This window comes from Solidesulfovibrio aerotolerans, from assembly GCF_009856865.1.
Taxonomy (GTDB): Bacteria; Desulfobacterota; Desulfovibrionia; order Desulfovibrionales; family Desulfovibrionaceae; genus Solidesulfovibrio; species Solidesulfovibrio aerotolerans.
The window spans coordinates 1-20441 of record NZ_WVUD01000055.1; the positions used below are offsets into that span (position 1 = coordinate 1).

The window sequence follows — 20441 nt, forward strand, 5'->3', positions numbered from 1 at the left end:
CGGGCACCGCCCCGGCGGCAGCGGCCCAGGCCCGGCCGGTCCCGTCCCAGACGCCCCCGCCGGCTGGATCGCCACAGGGAGCGCCCCCGGCGGCCCCATGGTCTGGAGCCTCATTGGCAGCGTCCCAGATGCCGGCGACCCCGTCTGCCACCCCGGCCCCGCCCCTGGCTTCGACCCCGGTCCAGACCCCGGCCGCCCCGGCGGCCCGGTACTCCCGCACGGCCCCGGCCGAGCCTGCGGTACCTTCGGCCGCGTCGCCCGGTGGCCTGCCTGCGGCTACGCCTCCGGGCGGCCCGAGAAATTGGGAGGGGTTTAAGCGGTTTGCCAGCAAGGGCAATGAAATCGCCGGCATGAAAAAGGCGCGCGGAGTGTTTGCCCCGGACCCCGCTCCGGGCGAGGTGATCATCAGCTGCGAAAACGCTTTCCACCGGGGCCAGCTCACCCAGCCTGAGAAATTGCGCCATTTACACACGCTGGCGACCGAATATTTCGGCCCGGGTGTCGCCCTGCGGGTGGAGGAAGGGGCGCAGGAATCCGACCGACTCTCCCCCCAAGACCTCAGGGACTACATCGACGGCCGGCCGGAAGTGCGACAGGCTGTGACGACCTTTGACGCGGAAATCATCGAACGCAAGCCCCGCTAGTGTGGCGTTCCCAAAAAACCATTTCTGTTTTTTTGGGAGCAACAAGCAGACATGCAACGTGTTGGTGCTTGGCAAACCATACCGGCAATGATCGAACGCAATACGCGAGGAGAGACCGACCATGAAAGGAATGAGCGAACTGGTGCGCCAAGCCCAGATCATGCAGAAAAAGATGACCAAGCTCCAGGAAGACCTGCAAGACCGCACCGTCGAAGGTTCGGCCGGCGGCGGCATGGTCACGGCCGTGGTGTCCGGGTCCAATGAACTTAAGTCCCTGACCATCGACAAGGCCGCCGTGGACCCCAACGATGTGGAAATGCTCCAGGATCTGATCCTGGCCGCCGTCAATGACGGTGTGAAAAAGGCCAAGGCCATGATGGAGGCCGAAATGGGCCAGATCACCGGCGGCATCAAGGTTCCCGGACTCTTTTAGTCCAGCCGGCCGCTGCCTTGGCCCGGGCCGGCCGCCAGGGGATGTCCCTGGCAGCCGGCCCGAGGCGCGCCACCTGTTTTTTGCAAACGGATATCCTGCCCATGGCATCGCAAACGACTCTGCCGGCCCCTTTGGTGGAACTGGTGCAACAGTTGGCCAGACTGCCCGGCCTTGGCCCCAAATCCGCCCTCAAGGTGGCCATGATCCTTTTGGAGTGGCCGCGCGCCAGGGCTGAATCCCTGGGCGACGGCATCTTGCGGCTGCGGGAAAAACTGTGCCTGTGCCGCCACTGCGCCGGCCTGTCTGAAACGCCGGTATGTCCGGTCTGCGCCGATCCCAGCCGCAGCCACGACCAGCTGTGTCTGGTGGCCCAGTGGGATTCCATCATGCAGATTGAGGAGACCGGGCTTTTCACCGGCCGCTATCTGGTCCTGGGCGGCCTGCTCGATCCCCTGGAAGGGGTTTCCGCCGGCCAGCTGCGCCTGGACATGCTGCGCGCCCGCTTGGCCGAAGGCGAAGCCGTCGAGTGTATTTTGGCCCTTGGCGCAACACTGGCTGCCGAAGCAACCGCTTCGCACATCAAAAATCTGCTCGCCCGGGAGTTCCCCGCCATCCGCTTGACGAGGCTGGCCCAGGGCATACCGCTGGGGGCCGAAGTCAAATACGTGGACAGGGAAACCCTGTCCCAGTCCCTGCGCTACCGCCAGGATCTGTAAGCAGCGGGACACAGGCACGATGATGGCAATCGAACTTACGGTCGAGGTCCAGACCGTCACCTTTTTTAACGAGGAAAACGGCTACCTGATCGCCCGGGTGACCTCCAAGGAGGAACCCGGTCCGTTTTCCGTGGTCGGGGCAGTGCAGCGGGTCACGCCCGGCGAACTGCTGCGCGTCACCGGCTCCTGGGCCACCCATCCCAAATACGGCCGCCAGTTCCAGGTCGCCACGGCCAGCCGGGAGATGCCGGCCACGGTCAACGGCATCCGCCGCTATCTGGCCTCCGGCCAGATCAAGGGCGTGGGCGGGGTGCTGGCCACCCGCATGGTGGACGCCTTTGGCGAGAAAGTGCTCGATATCCTCGACACCGACCCGGACCAGTTGCTCAAAGTGGAAGGGCTTGGCAAGAAAAAGCTCAAAGAGATCAAGGCCTCCTGGGACGCTCAAAACGAAATCCGGTCGCTGATGCTCTTTTTGCAGACCCACGAGATCGCCACCACCCACGCCGCCAAGATCCAGCGCCTCTACGGCAATGCCGCCGAAGCCCGCATCCGGGCCAATCCCTACGAGCTGGCCTACGATATCCGGGGCATCGCCTTTAAGACCGCCGACGCCATGGCCCTGCGTCTGGGCTTTGCCCCGGACAGCCCGGAGCGCATCCAGGCCGCCCTGGCCTATGTGCTTTTCACCCTGGGCGAGCAGGGGCACCTGTTTGCCCCCAAGGACACGCTTTTTGAAAAGACGGCTGCCATGGTCGGCGACATGGCTCCCGAGCGTCTGGAAGAGGGGCTTGGCAGCCTGGAAGAGCTCAAACGGGTCAAGGTCGAGGATCTGCCGGCCCAGGGCATCGCCTCGGCCGTCTATCTGCGCCATTTCTACGCCCTGGAGGTGGAAATCGCCCGGCGTTTCCACGATCTGGCCAGCCATCCCGGGGCCGAGCTGCGGGGCAAGGTGGAAAAGCTTCTGCCGGCGCTTGAAGCCGAGGCCCGTATCCAGCTCTCGCCACAGCAGCGCCAGGCCGTCATCGACGCCTGCGCCAACAAGGTTTTCGTCATCACCGGCGGCCCCGGCACCGGCAAGACCACCATCACCCGCATGGTGGTGGCCGCCCTTGACAAGCTGTCCTTAAAAGTCAAACTTGCCGCGCCAACGGGCCGGGCGGCCAAACGGCTTTCCGAAGCAACCGGGCAACCGGCTGCCACTTTGCACCGACTCCTGCAATCGACGCCTGACGGCGCGTTTGCCGTATGTGAAGATAATAAGCTCAAGGCCGACGCGCTGCTGGTGGACGAGGTCAGCATGCTCGACGCTAGGCTTTGCGGCCACATGCTGCGGGCCTTGCCCCATACCTCGCGCCTGATCCTCGTCGGCGACGCGGACCAGTTGCCGTCTGTGGGGGCCGGCAACATCCTGGAAGACGTGCTCGGCAGCGCCAGCGTCGGCAGCGCCCGCTTGACCCATATTTTCCGCCAGGCCCGGGAAAGCATGATCGTGGTCAACGCCCACCGGGTCAATAACGGCCAGTTTCCCCAGGCGGCAGAGAAAAAGCCGCCGGACGCGGATTTTTTTTGGGTGGAGCAGGACGATCCGGCCGCCGTGCGCGATCTGATCGCCGCCCTGGTTGGCGAGCGCATTCCCCAAGTCTATGGACTTGATCCCATGCGCGACGTCCAGGTGCTCTCACCCATGCACAAAGGTGAGGCCGGCACCCAGTCCTTAAACGAAGCCCTGCGGGAGCGGCTTAACCCCACAGGACCGGAAATAGTGCGCGGCAGTGTGCGCTTTCGCCTCCTCGACCGGGTGCTGCAAACGAAGAATAACTATGAAAAGGACGTGTTCAACGGCGATCTCGGCCATATTGTGGCGGTAGACCCCGAGGAGGGCGAGATGCTCGTGTCCTTTGATGGGCGCAGCGTTGCCTATGATCGCACCGAACTTGACGAGCTGGCCCCGGCCTATGCCGTGAGCATCCACAAGTCCCAGGGCAGTGAATATCCGGCCGTGGTGGTGCCCATCCTGACCCAGCATTATGTCATGTTGCGCCGCAACCTGATCTACACCGCCCTGACCCGGGCCAGGCGTCTGGCCGTGCTGGTCGGCAGTCGTCGGGCGCTCATGCTGGGGCTTAAAAACGCCGGCGGCGACAAACGCTTCACCCATCTCAACTACCGCCTGCGGGAGCTGTTCAATGTCTGATCGCCAAACACCGGGCCTTTTCCCGGCAATACGGAGGAACGGCCCTCGATGCTTGTAAAAAAAGCCGCCAGTCTGCTTGTTCGTCTGGTCCTGGTCGGGGCCTGTCTGATCTATGCCTTTTGGGGACTCGATTTCAACGATCTGTGGGACACGCTTTTGCGCTACGACCACACAGCGCTGTTTTGGACCACGGTTTTTTCCTTCTTTGGCTATGGTGCCATGGCCCTGCGCCTGGATTTCCTTTCTGGCTTTAAAGCCGGCCCCTGGACCTGTTTTAAAGCCTTCCTCATGTCCATGGCCGTTAACAATATCGTGCCGGCCAAGCTCGGCGAATTGGCCAAGGCCTTTTATCTGCGCCGGGAGTGCAAATTCTCCTTGTCGCGCAGCATCTCCATGGTTTTTTGGGAGCGTTTTTTCGATCTCAATGCCATTTTGGCCATGGGCATGGTGGTGGCCTTTTATTTCGATCTCAAGATGGCCTTTGTCCCCCTGGGCGCAGCCGTGGCCGGCATTTGGGTCAGCTTGTGGGTGGTGCGTCGCTATCCTTATTTCGTTGGCCGCATCATTGAAAAAGTACCGTCCGAGCGGTTGACCGAGTTTCTGGCCGAACTCAAGCTGCAAGTGCTCCACGGTGTCACCCCCGGGTTTATGTCGCTGCTTGGGTTGTATACGGTGGTGTGCTGGATTCTCTATGCCGCCTCCACCTTCCTGGTCCTTTTATGGGTGGCCGGGTTGCCGCTGACCTATGGCCATGCAGCAGCCGTGTTTGTCATCTCGTCGTTTGGCATGGCCATGCCGTCCTCGCCGGGCGCTCTGGGCGTGTTTGAGGCAGCGGTGGTCTTTTCGCTGGGGCTTTTGGGCGTGGACCGGGCCCAGGCTTTGGCCGCCGGGCTGGTGCTGCACATGGTGCAGTTTATTCCGGTGACTGTGGCGGGTCTGCTTGTTCTGGCCAAAAGCGGCCTGAAACTCAGCAAGATCCGCGAAAGCGAGGAAGGGCTGGACACCTGACAGCCGACGCGGTGCACCGCAAGCTGGGGAGGGGACCATGGCATATCCCTGTGCGCTGACCATTGCCGGGTCCGACTCCGGTGGCGGGGCCGGTATCCAGGCTGATCTGAAGACATTTATGATGCAGGGCTGTTATGGCCTCTCGGTCATAACAGCCCTGACCGCCCAGAACACCCGCGCCGTAACGGCCATCGAAGCCCCGACCCCGGAGTTTGTGGCCGAGCAGTTGCGCGCCGTGCGGGCGGATTTCCCTCTTCGCGCGGCCAAGACCGGTATGCTTTTTTCCGAAGCCATCATTGCCGCCGTGGCCCAAGGGCTTTCCGACAAGGATTTCCCTCTGGTGGTCGATCCGGTGTGCGTGGCCCAGTCCGGGGCACGGCTGCTTTTGCCCGAGGCGGTGACGGCGCTGGCCTCCCGGATGTTTCCCCTGGCCGATCTGGTGACCCCCAATCGCCATGAGGCCGAGCTTTTGGCCGCCATGCCCATCACCAGCCGCGCGGATGCGACCACCGTTATCGGGCGGTTGCTTGGGCTGGGGGCGCGGGCGGTGCTGCTCAAGGGCGGTCATTTTGCGGACGGCGAGGCGGTCGGGACCGGGTTTGTGGCCGACCGGCTGGTACTGGCCGACGGCCGGGAATGGGAACTCGTGCGGCCCCATGTGGCCACGCGCCACACCCACGGCACGGGCTGCACGCTGTCAGCGGCCATTGCCGCCCATCTGGCGCTGGGCAAGGCGTTGCCGGAAGCGGTGGAAGCGGCCAGGGATTACCTGCAATTGGCGTTGGAAACAGCCTGGGAACTGGGCCAGGGCGATGGTCCGGTCAACCATCTGGCCCCGTATGCGCGGCTTTTGGGCGAAGGGAGCCCAAGCCATTGACCGGGTTCACCCGAATCTCTTTTAACGGCTGGTTGGTCCGTAAGATATTGTCTTCGTCTGGTCTTTCGCGTACATAATTTCGCCCATCGACGGGTAGGCAGTGCGAGAGTGGCGGAACTGGGAGACGCACCAGACTTAGGATCTGGCGGCTTAGGCTATGGGGGTTCGAGCCCCCCCTCTCGCACCATAGTACATTAGTGACAGAATTTGAGCGCCATTTGGCCCAGGCTGCAAAACGGCGCCGTCCTTTTACTCCAGGGCAATCAGCTCCAGATCGCCCACCAGACCTACCAAATCCCCGAGCTGGACAAAGGCCCCGCGCACGCCGCGTTTGGCCATGCCCGCCGCCGCCGCCAGCACCCCTTCCAGATCCTGCGCCGTGACCAGCAGATTGGCGAGCCCCGTGGCCGCCGCATCAGCCACCGCCCCCTGGTCGGCCACCACCGTGACCATATCCGCCTGCCCCAAACTGAGCGATGGCCCGATTTTGGCCGAAGAGGCGCACACCGCCGCCGGCAAGCTGCGCGCATCAAAGCGCAAGGCCAGGCGCGCCCCTTCCACCGGTTTGGCCAGCAAGGCCACAATGCGTTCCTGGCTGCCGTGCAAATAGACGTCGCCGCCGTTTTCAACCAGCAACTCCGCAGATTCCCCCACAAAGCGGTCGGCCACGGCCTGGGCAAAGGCTCCGGCCACAGCAGCCATCGGCCCAACGCCAAAGCGCGTCGCCGCCTCGGCCATGTCCCGGGCAATGTCCGGGGCAGCAGCATCCACGGCCACAGGCACAAGACTGTGCTGGAATTCGGGGTGCAGCAGCAGATAGGTGGACAGTTGGGCGCGCAGCGCCGAGACATAATCGCCGATCTCCCGGGCGAGGTTGCGTCGGGCCACTACATGCAGGTCGGTCTGGGCCACCACGACCTGGAAGGCGGTTTCGCCGGGACGCGGCAAAAGGGCCTGGCGATAGGCGCGAACGGGATCGGTGTGAATGGGCGGCATGGCATCTCCGGGGAGGGCGTTTCGGCCAGTATGCCCGCTGCGGCGCTTGCGGGGAAGAGGGAGCGGCTTGGCAGGCCGGGCCGGGGCATGTAGTGTCGGGGCCATGCGGCAGGAACGGGAAGGACCAACGGATGCGCCCCTGGTGTCAGCGATCATCCCGACCCATGACCGGGCCGGGATGATCATGCGGGCCGTGGCCTCGGCCCTGGGGCAAACGTATCCGAATATGGAAGTGATCGTCGTGGACGACGGTTCCGGCGACGACACCCCCCGACGTTTGGCAGCGGTCGCCGATCCCCGATTGCGGGTGATTCGGCGCGAGCGGGCTGGCGGCGTGTCGGCGGCCCGAAATGCCGGTATTGCCGTGGCCCGGGGGGCCTATGTGGCGCTGTTGGATTCCGACGACGAATGGCTGCCGGAAAAGACCGCCCGCCAACTGGCTTTCATGGCCGCCGGCGGCCATCTGCTCTGCCAGACTCAGGAAATCTGGATGCGCAGCGGCCGGCGGGTCAATGCGGGCAAGGTCCACCGCAAGCCGGACGGTTTTTTTTTCGAGGCAGCGTTGCGCTCCTGTCTGGTCAGTCCGTCCACAACCCTGTTTGCCCGGGAATTTTTCGAGGCAGTCGGCGTATTTGACGAGAGTCTGCCGGCCTGCGAAGATTATGACTTATGGCTGCGCACGCTGCTTTGCCACCCCATAGGACTCGTGGACGCGTATCTGGCCGTGCGCCACGGCGGCCGGGTCGATCAGCTCTCGGCCATCTACTGCGGCCAGGATCTGTTTCGCATCCGGTCCATGGTCGGCCTGCTGTCCCGGCCGGAAACAACGTCCTGGCACCGGGATTGCATCGAAAAAGAGTTGCGCCGAAAGGCCAGGGTATACGCGACGGGCTGTTTGAAGCGCGACAGGCCAGAAGAGGCCGAGCGGGTGCTGGCCCTGGTGGAAACGGCTCTTTTGTCGGCCGGCGACCGGGAAACGGCTGCGCCCTAGGGCGCGATTTCCCGTTTGGTGATGGCTTCGGCCTTGATGCGCGTCAGGGTGTGGGTCAGCGCATTGAGGACGTTTTCCCGGATGTCGCCGGCGGCCACGATAAAAAGCAGATCGTCGCCCGGGACAAAGATGCCGGTGCGGGCCTCGACGAGCACCCGGAACATGCCGGGCATGGCCTCGCCTTCCTGGCGGATGGCTTCCACCAGGGCCGCGTCGGCCTTGACTTCCAGGGAAGCCACGGGAGCGCCGTTTCGGGAGGTGGCCCGGGTTACGCCGTTGTGCACGAGCACCATGCCGACTTTCTCCAGAAAGCCCGGCTCAGCCTTAAGCGTCGCAATGGTTTTTGAGATGTCCATGGGCCGCAAGTAAAGGAGAATCGCGCCGTTGTCCACGTTTTACATTGCCAATCTCCTGGAGAAACTGCCCCAGATTCCGACCACGCGCATGGTGCACAACGGCATCTGCGTCTGGGTGGCCTGGGATGTTGAACTCGACCCGGGCATCCCCACCATGCTTGAGGACTACGGCGGTTTTCGCATGGCCGACACCTATGGCCAGGCCCTGTGGTTCTTCTTTGGTGACGAGGGATTGCGCGCCCTGGGCCGCATTCATGTCTGGGGCAAGGTCAATCCCATGCGCCTTTTCATGGAGGTGGTGCCGGCGGCCATGCTGGTCAGCCCCAAATTTGAGAAATCGCTGACCATGTCCGTGGAATTCTCGCGCCAGCACGTCTCGCCGGGCGAGAGCCTGGAAATTTTGCTGCATCCCAACCTCAAACCGCAATTAACGAATATCCCGGGAGTCACCAGCGTACCGACCAAGCCCACCATGGGACTGGCCCGGGTGGCCTTTGAGCGTCTGGAAGCCGACACCGCCTTAAGCTACGATCCCGGGCTCGCCTGGTACTGCGTGCTGCGGCCCCTGGGCGACCCGCTCAGCCGCAACACGGCCGAGGGGTGGCGCAATATCGCCGAGGAACTCCTCGACATTGTGGAACGCCTGGGCGTCAAGTTTATCCGGCACGAAGGCTTTCTCATTTTTGAGCTTTCCGGGCTGCGCAAGTTCCGTTCCTGGTCGCGGGACACCGTCGCCCGCATTATGCGCCTGAAAGAAGAGGGCGACGAGGGGCATTACTGGCCAAGCGTTATGGCGGCGGCCTCGTCCAAGGGCCGCACCCTGAGCAAGGATCTGCCACGGCGGCTGGGGCTGGACTGGGATCAGATGACCCCGGATTATCCGCACATGAGCTACCGCTCGGCCTTTTTGCTCGGGGAGGATTTCCTCATCCACGAGGCCAGGGCGCTCTCGCGCGGCGTCACGGTTGAGGATTGGTGCAACGTCAGCCTGCTCCGGGTGGATGCGGCCGAGGATGCGCAGGCCAGCGAGCCCCAGGCCGAGTTGGCCGTACCCCTGCCTTCGGCGCTGTCGGGGGGCGATGCCAAACCGTGTTTTTATTGCGGCTTAAACAACCACGTCCCGCGCGAATGTCCGAGCAAAGGTCTGCTCGCACCCAATCCCGACATCTGGGAAAGCTTTGGCAGCGTGGACATCGGCAGCCTGGAGGAGTTGTCCCAGGGACTCGAAACGGCCCTGGTCGCGGATTTTGCCGTCGAATCCGCCCGGCTGCTGGCTGGGTCTGATGCGGCAGCCTTGTTTTTCCAGGCTATATTTGAAACCGGTCTGGTCTTTCAATTGCGCCTGCTCGAACTGGTTTGGCGCAGCAAAGGGAAAACCCTGCCGGACGGGCTGGCCAACCTCGGGCCGCGCGAGGGCGAGTTTTTCTGGGGCGCGCTGACAGCCCTGCGCAACAACGATTCCGAAAACTACGATGCGTTTCTAGCCCAGGCCCTGGCCAAGTATCCCCGGGCCTACCAGCCCAAATCCCTGCAAGGCCTCCATGCCATGGAGGCCGGCGACTGGATCAAGGCCGTCTATTATTGGCAGGAATCGGGCCGGCTGTGTTACACGGCCCTGCAACGCGCCTATTTTCATTTTTTGGAAGCCAGGGCATCGGAAATACAGGGTGATTGCCACAAGGCCATCGCCCACTATCGCGAGGCCCTGCGGGAAGCCCCCAAGTGGTTGGAGCCGCTGTATCGCCAGGGAGTCTGTCTGGTGAAGATGGGGTTTGTCGATCAGGGGCTGCAGTATCTTTTGCCGCTTATCAATGCCGACGCCATGATGTTTAACCGGGTGATGCTGGACCCGGAGTTGGAGCGCGGCCGGTTGCAGGTGCTTGGAGCGTTGTGGCGGGTGTGGCATGTGGCCCGGGAAGAGGCGCGCAAGCGTCTGAACATGCTGGGCGAACTGACGGAGTCGGTTCATGGCCGATTTCTTGAGGGTGACCCGTATCTGGCCGAAGTCGATGTCCGGGCAGAGGCCCTGACCAAACTCGGGAAGGTGAGCAATTTCGTGGCCTTTCAGCGGTTTGAGGCCGGGGTTGACGCTTTTGAGAGCGAGGTGAAAAAGGCCATTGAAGCCGAGTTGGCCGCCATGCGGGCCAGGCAGGACCGCCAGGTGGAAGATTTAAAGGGCATCCAACGGGAGGCAGCCTGGTTCCCTTTTCCCACGATGCTGCGCGAATTTAATAAAGATTTCAATTATTGCGCCACCCGGCTCAACTGGATGCGCACGGCCTCCATGGATGAGGCAGAGAATTTCCACAAGAGCCGTGAAAGCATGCCCGAGGTGGACGAGCGCATCAAAACCTTGCGCACCCGGCTTATTTCGTTGCGCATCGTGCGCGATTCAACGTTTTTCACCATGCTCCTTGGCCGCAACTTCATGTGGATGGAAGTGGCGAGCCTGGGGCTGGCCTTGGTTTTGGTGCCGCTTTTCGTGTATCTCTTTCAGCGGTTCGGCCATGGCTGGGTGGCTGAGATGATGGAGCATCAGAAGTGGCAGTTGCAAAAGGGGCTGGTGATTATCCTGACCATTGCGGCCATGGCCTTGTCTGCCATCAACACGGCGCTGACTTTTGAATCCAAAAAGCGCAAGCTTTTCAAGCTGGCCGAGGAAGGCAAGCTGCCCAAGAAAAAGCCCAAGACCAAGCCAAAACCTGTCAAGAAAGCCGCGCCCAAGGAAAAGAGCAAGGCCACACCCAAAACATAAGGCGACGCTGGCGGCAGGGCGAAGCAGAAGGGGAAGGGGGCAGACCAGCGCGCGGGTGGGTCGGACTAGCGTCCACGTTGACCGCACTGCTGGCGGCAGCGGCGCGGGCGGGCCAGGAAAACCGGCCCGGCAGCCCGGCCCGGGGCCGGGCTGCCCAATAAGCGAGGATGCGCCTTTGGCTGGCCGGAAATAAAAAAGGCGGCGAGTTGCCCCGCCGCCTTTTTTCCTCGAAGAAAGCGAGAACTAGACGCAGCCGGTGGGCTTGGGCAGGCCGGCCATTTTGCAGGCTCCTTTGCCGGGTCCGGACGGGAACAGCTCATAGATGTGCTTCAGCTTGAATCCGGTCACTTTGGACAGGATGCGCACCATCGGGGCGATGCCGTTCTTCTTGTAGTAGTCCTGCAGGAACTCGATGACCTTGTTGTGCTCCGGGGTCAGCTCTTTGATGCCCTCGGAGTCCTTCACGTAGTCAACCCATTCCAGGGTCCAGTCTTCAAACTTCTGCAAGAAACCGTCTTCATCGACCTCGAAGGTTTTGCCTTTGTACTCAACAGTAGCCATGCGCATCCTCCTTACTTTGTTGATACTAAAAGCGCCCAGCCTGGATTGGCCGTGCCGGGCGATACCAACGCTTCGCCGTAATACGTCGAAGCCTCACCCCTCAATCAGAGCACCCTTGATGCCCGATGGGTCATTTTGGACGGGGAGGGCTGCTCTGTCAGCGACCGGCTCCCGCGTTACTTTTCTAACGTAAGCTTGAAAAACGGTTCCTGTCAACGTTTTTTCACGGAAACGTCAAGAGTCGTGTGTGCGTTTTGTCTGTTATACTGGGCTATTGTGACAAAATTGCAGCCGTTGTCAGCATCCCAGGGCGGTCAGCTGATCCGTGGCAAAGGTGATGGAAGGGTCAAGGGCCAGGGCCGCTTTGAGGTTCTGGACGGCCAGCAGATCCTGCCCCAGCCGGGCCTGGCACAGGCCCAGGTTGGCCAGATCCATGGCCGAACCGGCGTCAAGGGCCAGGGCGGCGGTGAAATCGGCGGCTGCGGCAGCGTAGCGCTCGGCCTTAAAATGGGCCACACCGCGCAGATTGAAGTATTCCTTGACCTCGGGACAAAGTGCCACGGCCCGGTCGAGAATGGGCACAATGTCTTCAAACCGGCCCAGTTGGGACAGGGCGTGGGCCTGGTAAAAGGCGGCCAGGGCCTTGTCTTCGCCGCTGGTCTGGAGGGCCTCGGCGCAGGCAAACTGGGCGGCTCCTGCTTCGGCGTCGCCCAGGCGCAGGGACAGCACACCCTCGAAAAAGGCCACAAACGGGGCGCTGGGATAGATTTCGGCCAGGGCGGCCAGTCCGGCGTCGGCCGTGGCCGGATCGGCCTCCTCGGCCAGCAGACGGCCGGTAAAAAGCCCCAGGCTGGCTGCCGGGGTCCGCTCACGGAAGGCAAACCCCGGGACTACGTTGTAGTTGGCCGAAAGCCCAAGCGCGGGGTGGGTGGTATCCACAGTGTACAGCGGGAAACCCCGCTCGGCCAGGGCAGCGGCCAGGATGGCCAGCTCCTCGGCGATGTCGTCCCGGGCCAGGTCGGGCAGGCCGGCCAGGGGGACGAGCGGTCCCTCGGCGACCCAGGCGGCGTCGGCCAGGGTCGTGAATTTCGGCAGCCCGGACGCTTCGTAGTTGCTGCGGGACTCGAAATCCCCGGCCAACTGGGCCACTTCGGTCAGCGCCCGGATGGCGGCCTTGGCCGGCGAGGTGGCGGTGCCGGCGGTAAAAACGATTTCCGAGGTCTGGGGGAAGGTGTTGGGATCATAGGCCAGGGCCGCGACAGTGGGCACGGGCTGGTCCAGGGTGAAGTCTTTAAGCCACACTGTGATGCCCTGGCTGGTGAAGGCGTCCAGCAGCCCGGACAGGACCGGATCGTCGAGGCTGGCCGGGTCGATGGTCGGCAGCGTCGGCCGGGTGCGGTCGATGACGGCGCAGACATGGCGCTCGATCAGTTCGCAGGCTCCCTGCAAAACGGATTCCTCAAAGCAGTTGCCGGCCGAGGAGCCGTTAAATTCATTGAGGATCTTAAACCAGTCCAGGGGGACGGCCACCTCTTTGCCCTGGGCCACATCGCGCACCAGCACAAAGCGCCAGGGCAACAAGTCCAGGATGCGCCGGGCGTCGGCGTCGCTCATGGTTTCGCCGACCGAGGCCCGGATGACCGACAGCGGCACGAGGGCGTCGCCGAAATGGGCCTCGGCCTCACTCCAGGTGGCCGGGAAAAACCGGTCCTCGTCGCGCCAGAAGGAGAAAAAGCTGTAGCGCTCGGCCAGTTCCATAAGCGCCGAAGCCTCGGCCTGCTCGGGACTGGCACCCTTGCCCATCTGTTTGCGCGTGGGCATGACAGCCCGGGCCGCCTCGCCGCAGATGCTTAAAAAGACCGGGATGCCGAGCCGTCCGGTGTCGATGCGCCTGGTTTCGGCCAGGACGCCGGAGCCCAGCCGGGCAAAGGCATCTTTGGCCCGGGCCACGGTTTCGGCCGGCGTTATGATCTTGTCCTGATCGACGGTGTAGCCCTTGGGGCGCTGGATCAGGCCCGGGGGTGGGGAAGCGTGGTGGTCCATGGCGATGTTTCCGTTTGAGGGCGTTGCCGCCTAAGCGATTTTTTTGGGCGTCATGCGATATATCTGGCACAGCTTGCGTTCGGGCTCCCCGGACTCGGGGGCCGTCTCTTTGTAGCCCACCACCCGCTCGGAAATGGTGAATTCCTCATCGGCCAGGGCCATAAACCGGGTGGCCTTGCGGGTGAAGTCCTTGGAAAGGAGCAGGGCCGCGTCTTTTTTCAGCGCAATGTGGGCCAGGAAGAATTTGAGCAGGCTGCGGTAGGTGTCTTGCAGATAGAGCACCTCGGCCCCGATGACCACGTCAAACCGGCGGCCCAGGCGGTCGGCGGTGAAATCGGCCTTGGCCACGCTGGCCCGGTCGGACAGGCCGTTTTGCAGGATATTGATCTGGGTAAAGAGCAGGGCGTCGGGGTGGATGTCGGTGAGCAGGCAGGTGTAGCCCTGTTTGGCGGCAAAAAGGCCGACCAACCCGATGCCGCACCCGACTTCCAGGACGGTTCGGCCTTGCGGTGCGCCGAGATGGCGCAGCGAATGGGCCAGCAGCATGGCGGCAGGCCAGATGGTGGCCCAATACGGCAGTTCCACCGGTCCGTCGCCGGCCCGGGCCAATTGACGGTCAATAAGGGCGGCAACGTCATCGATCTGCAGCAGTTGCAACGTGTCGCCGCCAACGGTGACGGGTTCAAAATGCACATCGTAGCGGCTTTTGGCCGCGCCGAGCAATTCGTCGAGAGGGGCGGAAAGGGGGATGACTGTGTCCACAAACACTCCCATTGCGGTATGAATTGCCGCCAATAGCGCACATGCGGGGACAAGGCAAAGAAAAAGGGCCGGCTTTGTAGGCCGGCCCTTTTCGATTTTTGAGTGGAGCGGGAAACGGGATTTGAACCCGCGACTTCAACCTTGGCAAGGTTGCACTCTACCACTGAGTTATTCCCGCTCAATGTCGGCGTGTGGAGGCGGCATCCGGATTTGAACCGGAGAATGGAGGTTTTGCAGACCTCTGCCTTACCACTTGGCTATGCCGCCTCGTTTCAAGGAGCAACTGTTTACTCTTTGGCCGGCCCGGTTGTCAACAACTTTTTTTCAATCTTTTCCGTCCGGTCCGACTCGGCGGGGCGGCCGCCGTTGCCGAGGCGCATAACTGTCAAAATCCGGCCCGTTCGTCAACCAGAAATTTTTAAAAATACAATTTTTTGTGCCAATATATTGAAATTATTGATATAAAATTGAGGCTACGGCCAGCCGGAAAAGCTTGAAAACGGGCCATTCCAGTGGCCCGGAAAAGGGCGGACCGCAAACCCACTTGAAAATCTGCCCACAATCCCGCCCGCAAGCCCAACACGACACCCCGGGTTGGGGGTGCGTCAGCCCGTGCGGCCCTGGAAAAAAAGCGCGGGCGAGGGAATCGGGCGCGGGGTGTGGGGTGGAGTTGGTGTTTCGGGAGCACAGGCTCAGACCGAGAGTGCTGATCCTGTCTGGTCAAATTGACAGCCTGTTGGCCGCCGCCTATCGTGGCACCATCCAAACCAGGAGCAGCATCTGGGGAAAGGCGAGGTTTCGCGGCGCACAACCCGGCAAAGGCGACACATAACCAGGGAGAGGGACATGCTGGAGCTCTATCGCCGCATTTTTCTGGCGCTGGCTATTGCCCTGGGGCTGTGGCTGTTTTTTCTGGCCGATCTCACCCCCTTTTATTCCGTCAAAACGCCCAAGCCCGTCGCCAGGGCCGGCAGCCATGCCCCGGGCAGCCTGCTGCCGTTGCCGCGCCGGTCCGAGCCACCCGTGATCATTTCCGTTTCCGGCCTGCAGGAAGAACAGTTCATGGCCAAGGCGGCGGCGGTTTCCAGCGGCCAGGACGTCGATGCGAACTGGCTGCGCCGTGTCCCGCCCTTTGAACGGACCTGGGACCGGCCGCGCGAGATCTATTTCAAGGCCCCGGAATTTCCCCTGAATGCCTTGCTGCCCGGCCCGCCTGACACATCGGGGCCGCCCCTGCTGTTTGTGGATGCGGCCGGACACACGCTGGAACTGCGCCTGACCCGATTGGACGACGATTCTTTTCATCTGGGGTCCGGGTTGACTGAATACGGGCCACCGCTCACCATGGTTTTTGTCTGGCGACCTGTCGCCTGGTGGTGCCTGGGCCTGGGCTTGGCGCTCTACGGTCTGCTGCCCTGGCGGCAGTTTGACGCAACCTGGCGGTATATTGCCCGGTGGCGGGTCTGCCTGGGGGATTTTGGTTGGGCGATCCTGTTCATCGCTTTTTTCGGACTGCCCATGGCCATCGTCGGCGGTTCCGTCCAGGCTGTTGCTGCCTATCCCGTCTTTCCCTGCGTGCTGTGGCCCCTGGCCGGGCTGAGTCTGGTCGGGGCCTGGTTTGCCGCCTGGGCTGCCGCATTTCGTTTGCGGCTCGACCCTGACGGGCTGACCCTTGGCGGCCTGGGACCGGATCTGGCGATTCCGTTTGCCTCCATCGTTGCGGCCTATCCGGTGCGCCACCGCTATCCCCGCTGGTTTGTCCGGCTCCTGTGGATCGCGGCCTTTTTTGGCCGCGGCGCAAGCGGCCTGCGGAGCGCCGGGCAGGCCATGCTCCTGGAGTCCTCGGCAGTCTCTGGCATAGCCCTTACGCGCAGTGACGGGACAACGGCCTATGTCTGGCTCACCGACGCCATGGGGACCATGGCCGTGGCCGGCGGGCAGGATCTGGCCAAAGCGTTGCGCACGGCCGGCGTGCCCCTGGCCGACGCGCCGCAGGAGCTTGTCCGGCTTTTCCCGCCGCTCCTCGTGGAAGGCAGTGAGTCGCCCGCGTGGCCGGCCTGGGCCGTGGCGCTGCTCATCGCCCTGGGGCCGTCCGTCGTCGTCTTGCTGTTCAATCTGCTGCGAATTCTGTCTTCCTGACGCGCTGCCCGGCTCTTTACCCCTTTGCGCTGTTGACGCGCCCGGCAAAGACGGCCAAAAACCCATGGCCGTCGGCGCGCCCAGGGCGCAGCGGCAAGACGCTGGCAGGCATCCCCCCCAGCCCGATCCAAACACGCTTTAAACCGGCAATATCTTTGCCGTCAGGTACTTGCTTATGATGTATTCCATTCAGATTCTGCGGATCATCGGCATGCTGATGGTCGTTTATCTCCACATCGGCGTCTATATGACGCTGGTGAATAATGTGGGAAACTCCCTTTTTCATGCCATTCCGGAAAGCTTTATGTGCAAGGCTTTCATCTTTTTCAGCATTTCCGGCTTCATTATGGGGTTTCTCATCGATATCGGGTATCGCAACTTTCTGCTCCGGCGGGCGCTGCGCGTCTATCCCACCTTTCTGATCGCCTGTTTCGTCGCCGTGGTCTTGCGCTACGTCCTTTTTCAACAACTGCCGACGAGCGACATTTTTCTGGCCGCCTCGTTGCTTCCGGTCGGCTTCATCGATTATCCGCTCAAGATCGAATGGACACTCATCTATGAAGTCTCGTATTATATCATCATCACCCCGTTTTCCTTTCCCAGGCTGCGACGCTATTTCGTACCATTCCTGTTCGTCTGGGCCGCCGTCATCTTTATCGCCTACTATGCTTCGGGCATAACGACCTTCTACGTCCTGCCGCCCTGGAAGCGCCTGTTCATCTCTTTCGTCAATATCTATTTTATAACCGGTGCCCTGGCCTATTACGCCGCCAAACATCTGCGCTTTGACTGGTGGCCGGTCTTTGTGGCCGCCATCGCCGCCAGCGCCGCCACGACAGTCTATACCTCGGAAATCTGGAAGCTTGAGCCGTATAATATGAAACAGCTCCTCACCTGGAGCTTGTGCAGCGCCGTGACCCTGGTGTCCCTTATAAAGCTGGAGAGCCATTTCAAGGCCCCCTGGGTCAAAGCCATCGGCCAGTGGGGCGACTACGCCTACGCCGTCTATCTAACCCATGCGCTCATCGTCGGCGTCTTTTTTTCCTGGCTGGTCTACCGCTTCGGCTGGCAGTTGGATAACCGCAGCGGGCTGCTCGCCCTGGCCCTCATCCTGCTCGTCGGGTACGGCCTGGGCCGCCTCGACGCCGCCATCCACGGCTACCTCAAGCGGAAGTTCGCCTGACCGCAGAAGGGAGAGGCGCGAGGAGATAAGAGAAGAGAAGGCGGAAGATGCCTCCGGCGGCCGGGGGGGATAATCCCCCCCGGCCCCCCTTGATGGGAAGGGTTTAAAGGGGCGAGTGGGAGTGTCGCCCATAAACCTTCATAAACCTTGCCTTTCAGGTGGGATTCCAAAGGGGACACCCCTTTGGCCGCCGGAGGCACTCTTCTCAAAGGAGACTGCGATGCAGCGAGGATGGCGTCTGGCGGGCTGGCTGCTGGTGGCTGCAACCGTCTGGGTGCTGGTCCTGGCCGGCCGGGACGTGGCCTATGATCTGCGCCTGGGCGACGCCCAGGAGGCCGTGGAGCGCCTGATTCCCCATTTCCCGGACGCTCTGTCCCGAACGGCGTTTACGGACACGTCCGGTCGGGAGGGAGCGCCGTGTCGGGATTTTTTAGGCGCACGGCCGCTGGTGGTGCTGGTCATCGGCCAGTCCAACGTGGCCAATGCGGCGCTCGGGGAGTTTACGCCGGGCAACCGCATTGGGAATTATTTTGCGGGACAGTGCTTTGCGGCGAAAAATCCGCTGCTGGGGACTTCGGGTGAGCGGGCCAGTGCGGTGCTGGATTTTGCCGACGCGGCCATCGGCCAGGGACTCTTCGACAGCGCCCTGATTGTTCCCCTGGCGGTACAGGGCTCATCCGTTTTTCATTGGGCGCGCCATGGCGAGCTGCGGCCCGTTTTGGACGGTGCTGTCAGGCGGTTGCAGCGCGAGGGCATCGCCGTCAATCTGGTGCTCTACCATCAGGGCGAGGCCGACTGTCTCGTGAGTTTGAGCGGCGACCGCTATGCCCTGGCTCTGGATAATGTCATTCATGATTTGCGCCGCATGGGCGTCAAAGCACCCATCGTCGTTTCCCCGGTGAGCCGGTACAAGACGCTTGATTGCCCCGACTCGGACCCGGCCGCCTGTTCCCGCATCTGCCCCGAGATCCGTCAGGCCCAGGCCGCCATCGTCGATCCGTCGCAAGGCATTTTTGCCGGCCCGGATACCGACATGGCCGTGCCCGAGCGTTTTGATGGCTACCACATGACCGACGCCGGGCGACGGCGTTTTGCCGCGTTGCTGTTGGAAACGGTTGCAGCCCTGCCGGGTGTGGCGGGGTACGCCCCTGTCCTTGCCGGCCAGTAGCCGGCTTCCCGCCTATTTTTTCTTGAACCGGCGCAGGACAAAGTCTGTCAGCATTCTGGCTTCCTCCACCCGCAAAAGCGACGCCGCGCCCATATAGGCCACGGCCCAGCCGCCAATGAGGATCAGGGACAGATAGGGCCGATCCGCCGTGGCAGAGGCCCCAAAGCCCACGCCGACGCTTAGGAGCGTGCCAATGAGCGTGGTGCGTCCGGGGCAAAACCAAGTGCCGCCGAGCTTTCGCCGCAAGACGACCCCCAAAACCGCCACATTGACCCAGGACGACACGGAAGTGGCCAGGGCCAGCCCCACATGGCCGGTGCTGCCCATGAGCGCCAGACCCGTGGCGACGTAGACCACCAGACACACGGCTGCGGTGATGGCCGGGGTGCGGGTGTCGGACAGGGCGAAGTAGGCGGAGTAGAGCGGGCGCACGCAGGCAAAGGCCGGCAGCCCCACACCGTAGGCCACCAGCGCCCCGGCTGTGGCGGCAATGGCGTGCTCGCCAAAGGCCCCGCGCCCGAAAAGCACCCGCACCATGGGATCGGCCAGGGCAATAAGTCCGGCCGCTGCCGGCAGGCAGATGAAAAGGGTCAGGCGCAGCGAGGCGTTGAGCGTTGCGGTGAATTCCGTAAGCTTGCCCGATGAGGCCAGCTTGGACAGCCCCGGCAAGGCCACGGTGCCCACGGCCACACCAAAAACGCCGAGCGGAAACTGCACCAGCCGGTCGGCGTAATAGAGATACGAGATGCTGCCGGTGGGGAGGTAGGAGGCGAGCAGCGTCCCGATCACGATATTGAACTGATAGACCGCCGCGCCAAAGGCTGTGGGCAGCATTAAAAGGCCCATGCGGGCCACGCCTTTATCGCGCAGTGTCCACGGGCCACGCCAGGAGAAACCGAATTTTTTCATCTGCGGCTGCTGCATAAACACCTGCCCCAGACCGCCGATGACCACCGACCAGGCCAGGGTGTGGGCCACGTCCAGGCCGAACAGCCAGGCTACTCCGGCCCCGAGGATGATGATGGTGTTGAGTTCGGAGGTGGCCAGGGCCGGGGCCAGGAAATGCCCGTAGGAATTGAGCACGCCCATGCACAGCGCCACGGCCGAGATTTCGATGATATACGGAAAGACAATGCGCGTCAGTTCCACTGTCAATTCAAACAAGGCCGGATCATCGACAAAACCCGGCGTTATGAGCCGGGTCAGCGGCCGGGCAAAGACGATGGCCAGGGTGGTCAGGATGCCCAAAATGATGAGCAGCCAGACCATGGCCGAGCGCGGCATGGCAAAGGCCTTTTCGTCGCCGACTTCTTCCCGCAGACGCGAAAAGACCGGCACAAAGGCCATGGTCATGGACCCTTCGGCAAAAAGCCGGCGCATCATGTTGGGCAGCCGGTAGGCCACGTAAAAGGCGTCGGCCGAGATGCCGGCCCCGAGTACAGAGGCCAGGATCATGTCCCGGAAAAAACCCAAAATACGCGACAACAAAGTCGCGCCCCCGACAATGGAGGCGTCCTTGGCAATTTGTCTCACGTGCTGCGACATGGTTGTGTGTGGAACGTGGGGAGGGAACCCCCTTTTTGAAAAAAGGGGGTTCCCTCCCCACACCCCT

Annotated in this window: 18 protein-coding genes, 3 tRNA genes and 1 pseudogene; 12 read left to right on the forward strand and 10 right to left on the reverse strand. The window is 62.5% G+C overall.

Features of this window, described 5'->3' with window-relative positions:
• Nucleotides 1-337 (reverse strand): annotated as a pseudogene (locus GTA51_RS20680) (hypothetical protein); the annotation flags it as partial.
• Between the two features lie 13 nt (nucleotides 338-350).
• Between GTA51_RS20680 and GTA51_RS18375 the strand changes: the two are divergent.
• From GTA51_RS18375 to GTA51_RS18405, 7 genes are all read left to right on the forward strand, one after another.
• Nucleotides 351-644 carry a hypothetical protein gene (locus tag GTA51_RS18375; protein WP_211922655.1) on the forward strand — a complete coding sequence of 98 codons (294 nt, stop codon included), beginning with the start codon at nucleotides 351-353 and terminating at the stop codon, nucleotides 642-644.
• A 121-nt stretch (nucleotides 645-765) separates the two neighbouring features.
• Entirely contained in the window at nucleotides 766-1077 is a 312-nt protein-coding gene (locus GTA51_RS18380) for a YbaB/EbfC family nucleoid-associated protein (protein ID WP_160963719.1), read from the forward strand.
• 101 nt (nucleotides 1078-1178) lie between these two features.
• Nucleotides 1179-1793: a recombination mediator RecR gene (gene recR / locus GTA51_RS18385; protein ID WP_160963721.1), complete on the forward strand. Its 615-nt coding sequence runs from the start codon at nucleotides 1179-1181 to the stop codon at nucleotides 1791-1793.
• 22 nt (nucleotides 1794-1815) lie between these two features.
• Nucleotides 1816-3990, forward strand: a complete 2175-nt coding sequence (gene recD2, locus GTA51_RS18390; protein ID WP_160963747.1) for an SF1B family DNA helicase RecD2 — start codon at nucleotides 1816-1818, stop codon at nucleotides 3988-3990.
• A 48-nt stretch (nucleotides 3991-4038) separates the two neighbouring features.
• On the forward strand, nucleotides 4039-4998 hold the full coding sequence (locus GTA51_RS18395) for a lysylphosphatidylglycerol synthase transmembrane domain-containing protein (protein ID WP_160963723.1): 960 nt from the start codon (nucleotides 4039-4041) through the stop codon (nucleotides 4996-4998).
• Between the two features lie 37 nt (nucleotides 4999-5035).
• On the forward strand, nucleotides 5036-5875 hold the full coding sequence (thiD, locus tag GTA51_RS18400; RefSeq protein ID WP_160963725.1) for a bifunctional hydroxymethylpyrimidine kinase/phosphomethylpyrimidine kinase: 840 nt from the start codon (nucleotides 5036-5038) through the stop codon (nucleotides 5873-5875).
• A gap of 102 nt (nucleotides 5876-5977) precedes the next feature.
• Nucleotides 5978-6062, forward strand: a tRNA-Leu gene (locus tag GTA51_RS18405).
• Nucleotides 6063-6124: 62 nt separating this feature from the next.
• On the opposite strand, the gene GTA51_RS18410 is transcribed toward GTA51_RS18405, so the two are convergent.
• Entirely contained in the window at nucleotides 6125-6871 is a 747-nt protein-coding gene (locus GTA51_RS18410) for a UPF0280 family protein (RefSeq protein WP_160963727.1), read from the reverse strand.
• 103 nt (nucleotides 6872-6974) lie between these two features.
• Between GTA51_RS18410 and GTA51_RS18415 the strand changes: the two genes are divergently transcribed.
• Entirely contained in the window at nucleotides 6975-7862 is an 888-nt protein-coding gene (locus GTA51_RS18415) for a glycosyltransferase family 2 protein (protein ID WP_160963729.1), read from the forward strand.
• On the opposite strand, the gene GTA51_RS18420 is transcribed toward GTA51_RS18415, so the two are convergent.
• The gene (locus GTA51_RS18420; RefSeq protein WP_160963731.1) at nucleotides 7859-8218 is read right to left on the reverse strand and encodes a molybdenum cofactor biosynthesis protein MoaE; all 360 of its coding nucleotides are present in this window, start codon (nucleotides 8216-8218) and stop codon (nucleotides 7859-7861) included. The genes GTA51_RS18415 and GTA51_RS18420 overlap by 4 nt on opposite strands.
• A gap of 28 nt (nucleotides 8219-8246) precedes the next feature.
• Here GTA51_RS18420 and GTA51_RS18425 point away from each other — a divergent pair, with 28 nt between their 5' ends.
• Entirely contained in the window at nucleotides 8247-10973 is a 2727-nt protein-coding gene (locus GTA51_RS18425) for a tetratricopeptide repeat protein (RefSeq protein WP_160963733.1), read from the forward strand.
• Nucleotides 10974-11216: 243 nt separating this feature from the next.
• Here the strand turns inward: GTA51_RS18425 and GTA51_RS18430 are convergent, their stop codons facing one another.
• The 5 genes from GTA51_RS18430 to GTA51_RS18450 all read right to left on the reverse strand — a co-directional run bounded on the left by GTA51_RS18430 (nucleotide 11217) and on the right by GTA51_RS18450 (nucleotide 14606).
• Nucleotides 11217-11534 carry a TusE/DsrC/DsvC family sulfur relay protein gene (locus tag GTA51_RS18430; RefSeq protein ID WP_006921540.1) on the reverse strand — a complete coding sequence of 106 codons (318 nt, stop codon included), beginning with the start codon at nucleotides 11532-11534 and terminating at the stop codon, nucleotides 11217-11219.
• A gap of 297 nt (nucleotides 11535-11831) precedes the next feature.
• Complete coding sequence (locus GTA51_RS18435; protein ID WP_160963735.1) at nucleotides 11832-13577, reverse strand: YcaO-like family protein; 1746 nt, start codon at nucleotides 13575-13577, stop codon at nucleotides 11832-11834.
• Nucleotides 13578-13607: 30 nt separating this feature from the next.
• Nucleotides 13608-14339 (reverse strand): class I SAM-dependent methyltransferase, encoded by a 732-nt coding sequence (locus GTA51_RS18440; protein WP_343039536.1) that lies wholly within the window; start codon nucleotides 14337-14339, stop codon nucleotides 13608-13610.
• Between the two features lie 103 nt (nucleotides 14340-14442).
• Nucleotides 14443-14517 (reverse strand) — tRNA-Gly (locus tag GTA51_RS18445).
• 14 nt (nucleotides 14518-14531) lie between these two features.
• A tRNA-Cys gene (locus tag GTA51_RS18450) sits at nucleotides 14532-14606 on the reverse strand.
• A 579-nt stretch (nucleotides 14607-15185) separates the two neighbouring features.
• On the opposite strand from GTA51_RS18450, the gene GTA51_RS18455 reads away from it, so the two are divergent.
• On the forward strand, nucleotides 15186-16478 hold the full coding sequence (locus GTA51_RS18455; protein WP_160963739.1) for a hypothetical protein: 1293 nt from the start codon (nucleotides 15186-15188) through the stop codon (nucleotides 16476-16478).
• Between the two features lie 16 nt (nucleotides 16479-16494).
• Here the strand turns inward: GTA51_RS18455 and GTA51_RS20685 are convergent, their stop codons facing one another.
• A complete protein-coding gene (locus GTA51_RS20685; RefSeq protein WP_170300350.1) occupies nucleotides 16495-16764 on the reverse strand; it encodes a hypothetical protein in 270 nt (89 codons plus the stop codon).
• On the opposite strand from GTA51_RS20685, the gene GTA51_RS18460 reads away from it, so the two are divergent.
• Together GTA51_RS18460 and GTA51_RS18465 are read left to right on the forward strand one after the other, a co-directional pair.
• Nucleotides 16696-17661, forward strand: coding sequence for an acyltransferase family protein (locus tag GTA51_RS18460; RefSeq protein ID WP_246198226.1), 966 nt, complete (start codon nucleotides 16696-16698; stop codon nucleotides 17659-17661). The two genes, GTA51_RS20685 and GTA51_RS18460, sit on opposite strands and share 69 nt — an antisense overlap.
• Nucleotides 17662-17881: 220 nt before the next feature.
• Nucleotides 17882-18829: a sialate O-acetylesterase gene (locus GTA51_RS18465; RefSeq protein WP_160963743.1), complete on the forward strand. Its 948-nt coding sequence runs from the start codon at nucleotides 17882-17884 to the stop codon at nucleotides 18827-18829.
• A 12-nt stretch (nucleotides 18830-18841) separates the two neighbouring features.
• Here the strand turns inward: GTA51_RS18465 and murJ are convergent, their stop codons facing one another.
• Nucleotides 18842-20374 carry a murein biosynthesis integral membrane protein MurJ gene (gene murJ, locus GTA51_RS18470; protein WP_160963745.1) on the reverse strand — a complete coding sequence of 511 codons (1533 nt, stop codon included), beginning with the start codon at nucleotides 20372-20374 and terminating at the stop codon, nucleotides 18842-18844.
• Nucleotides 20375-20441: the final 67 nt, after the last annotated feature.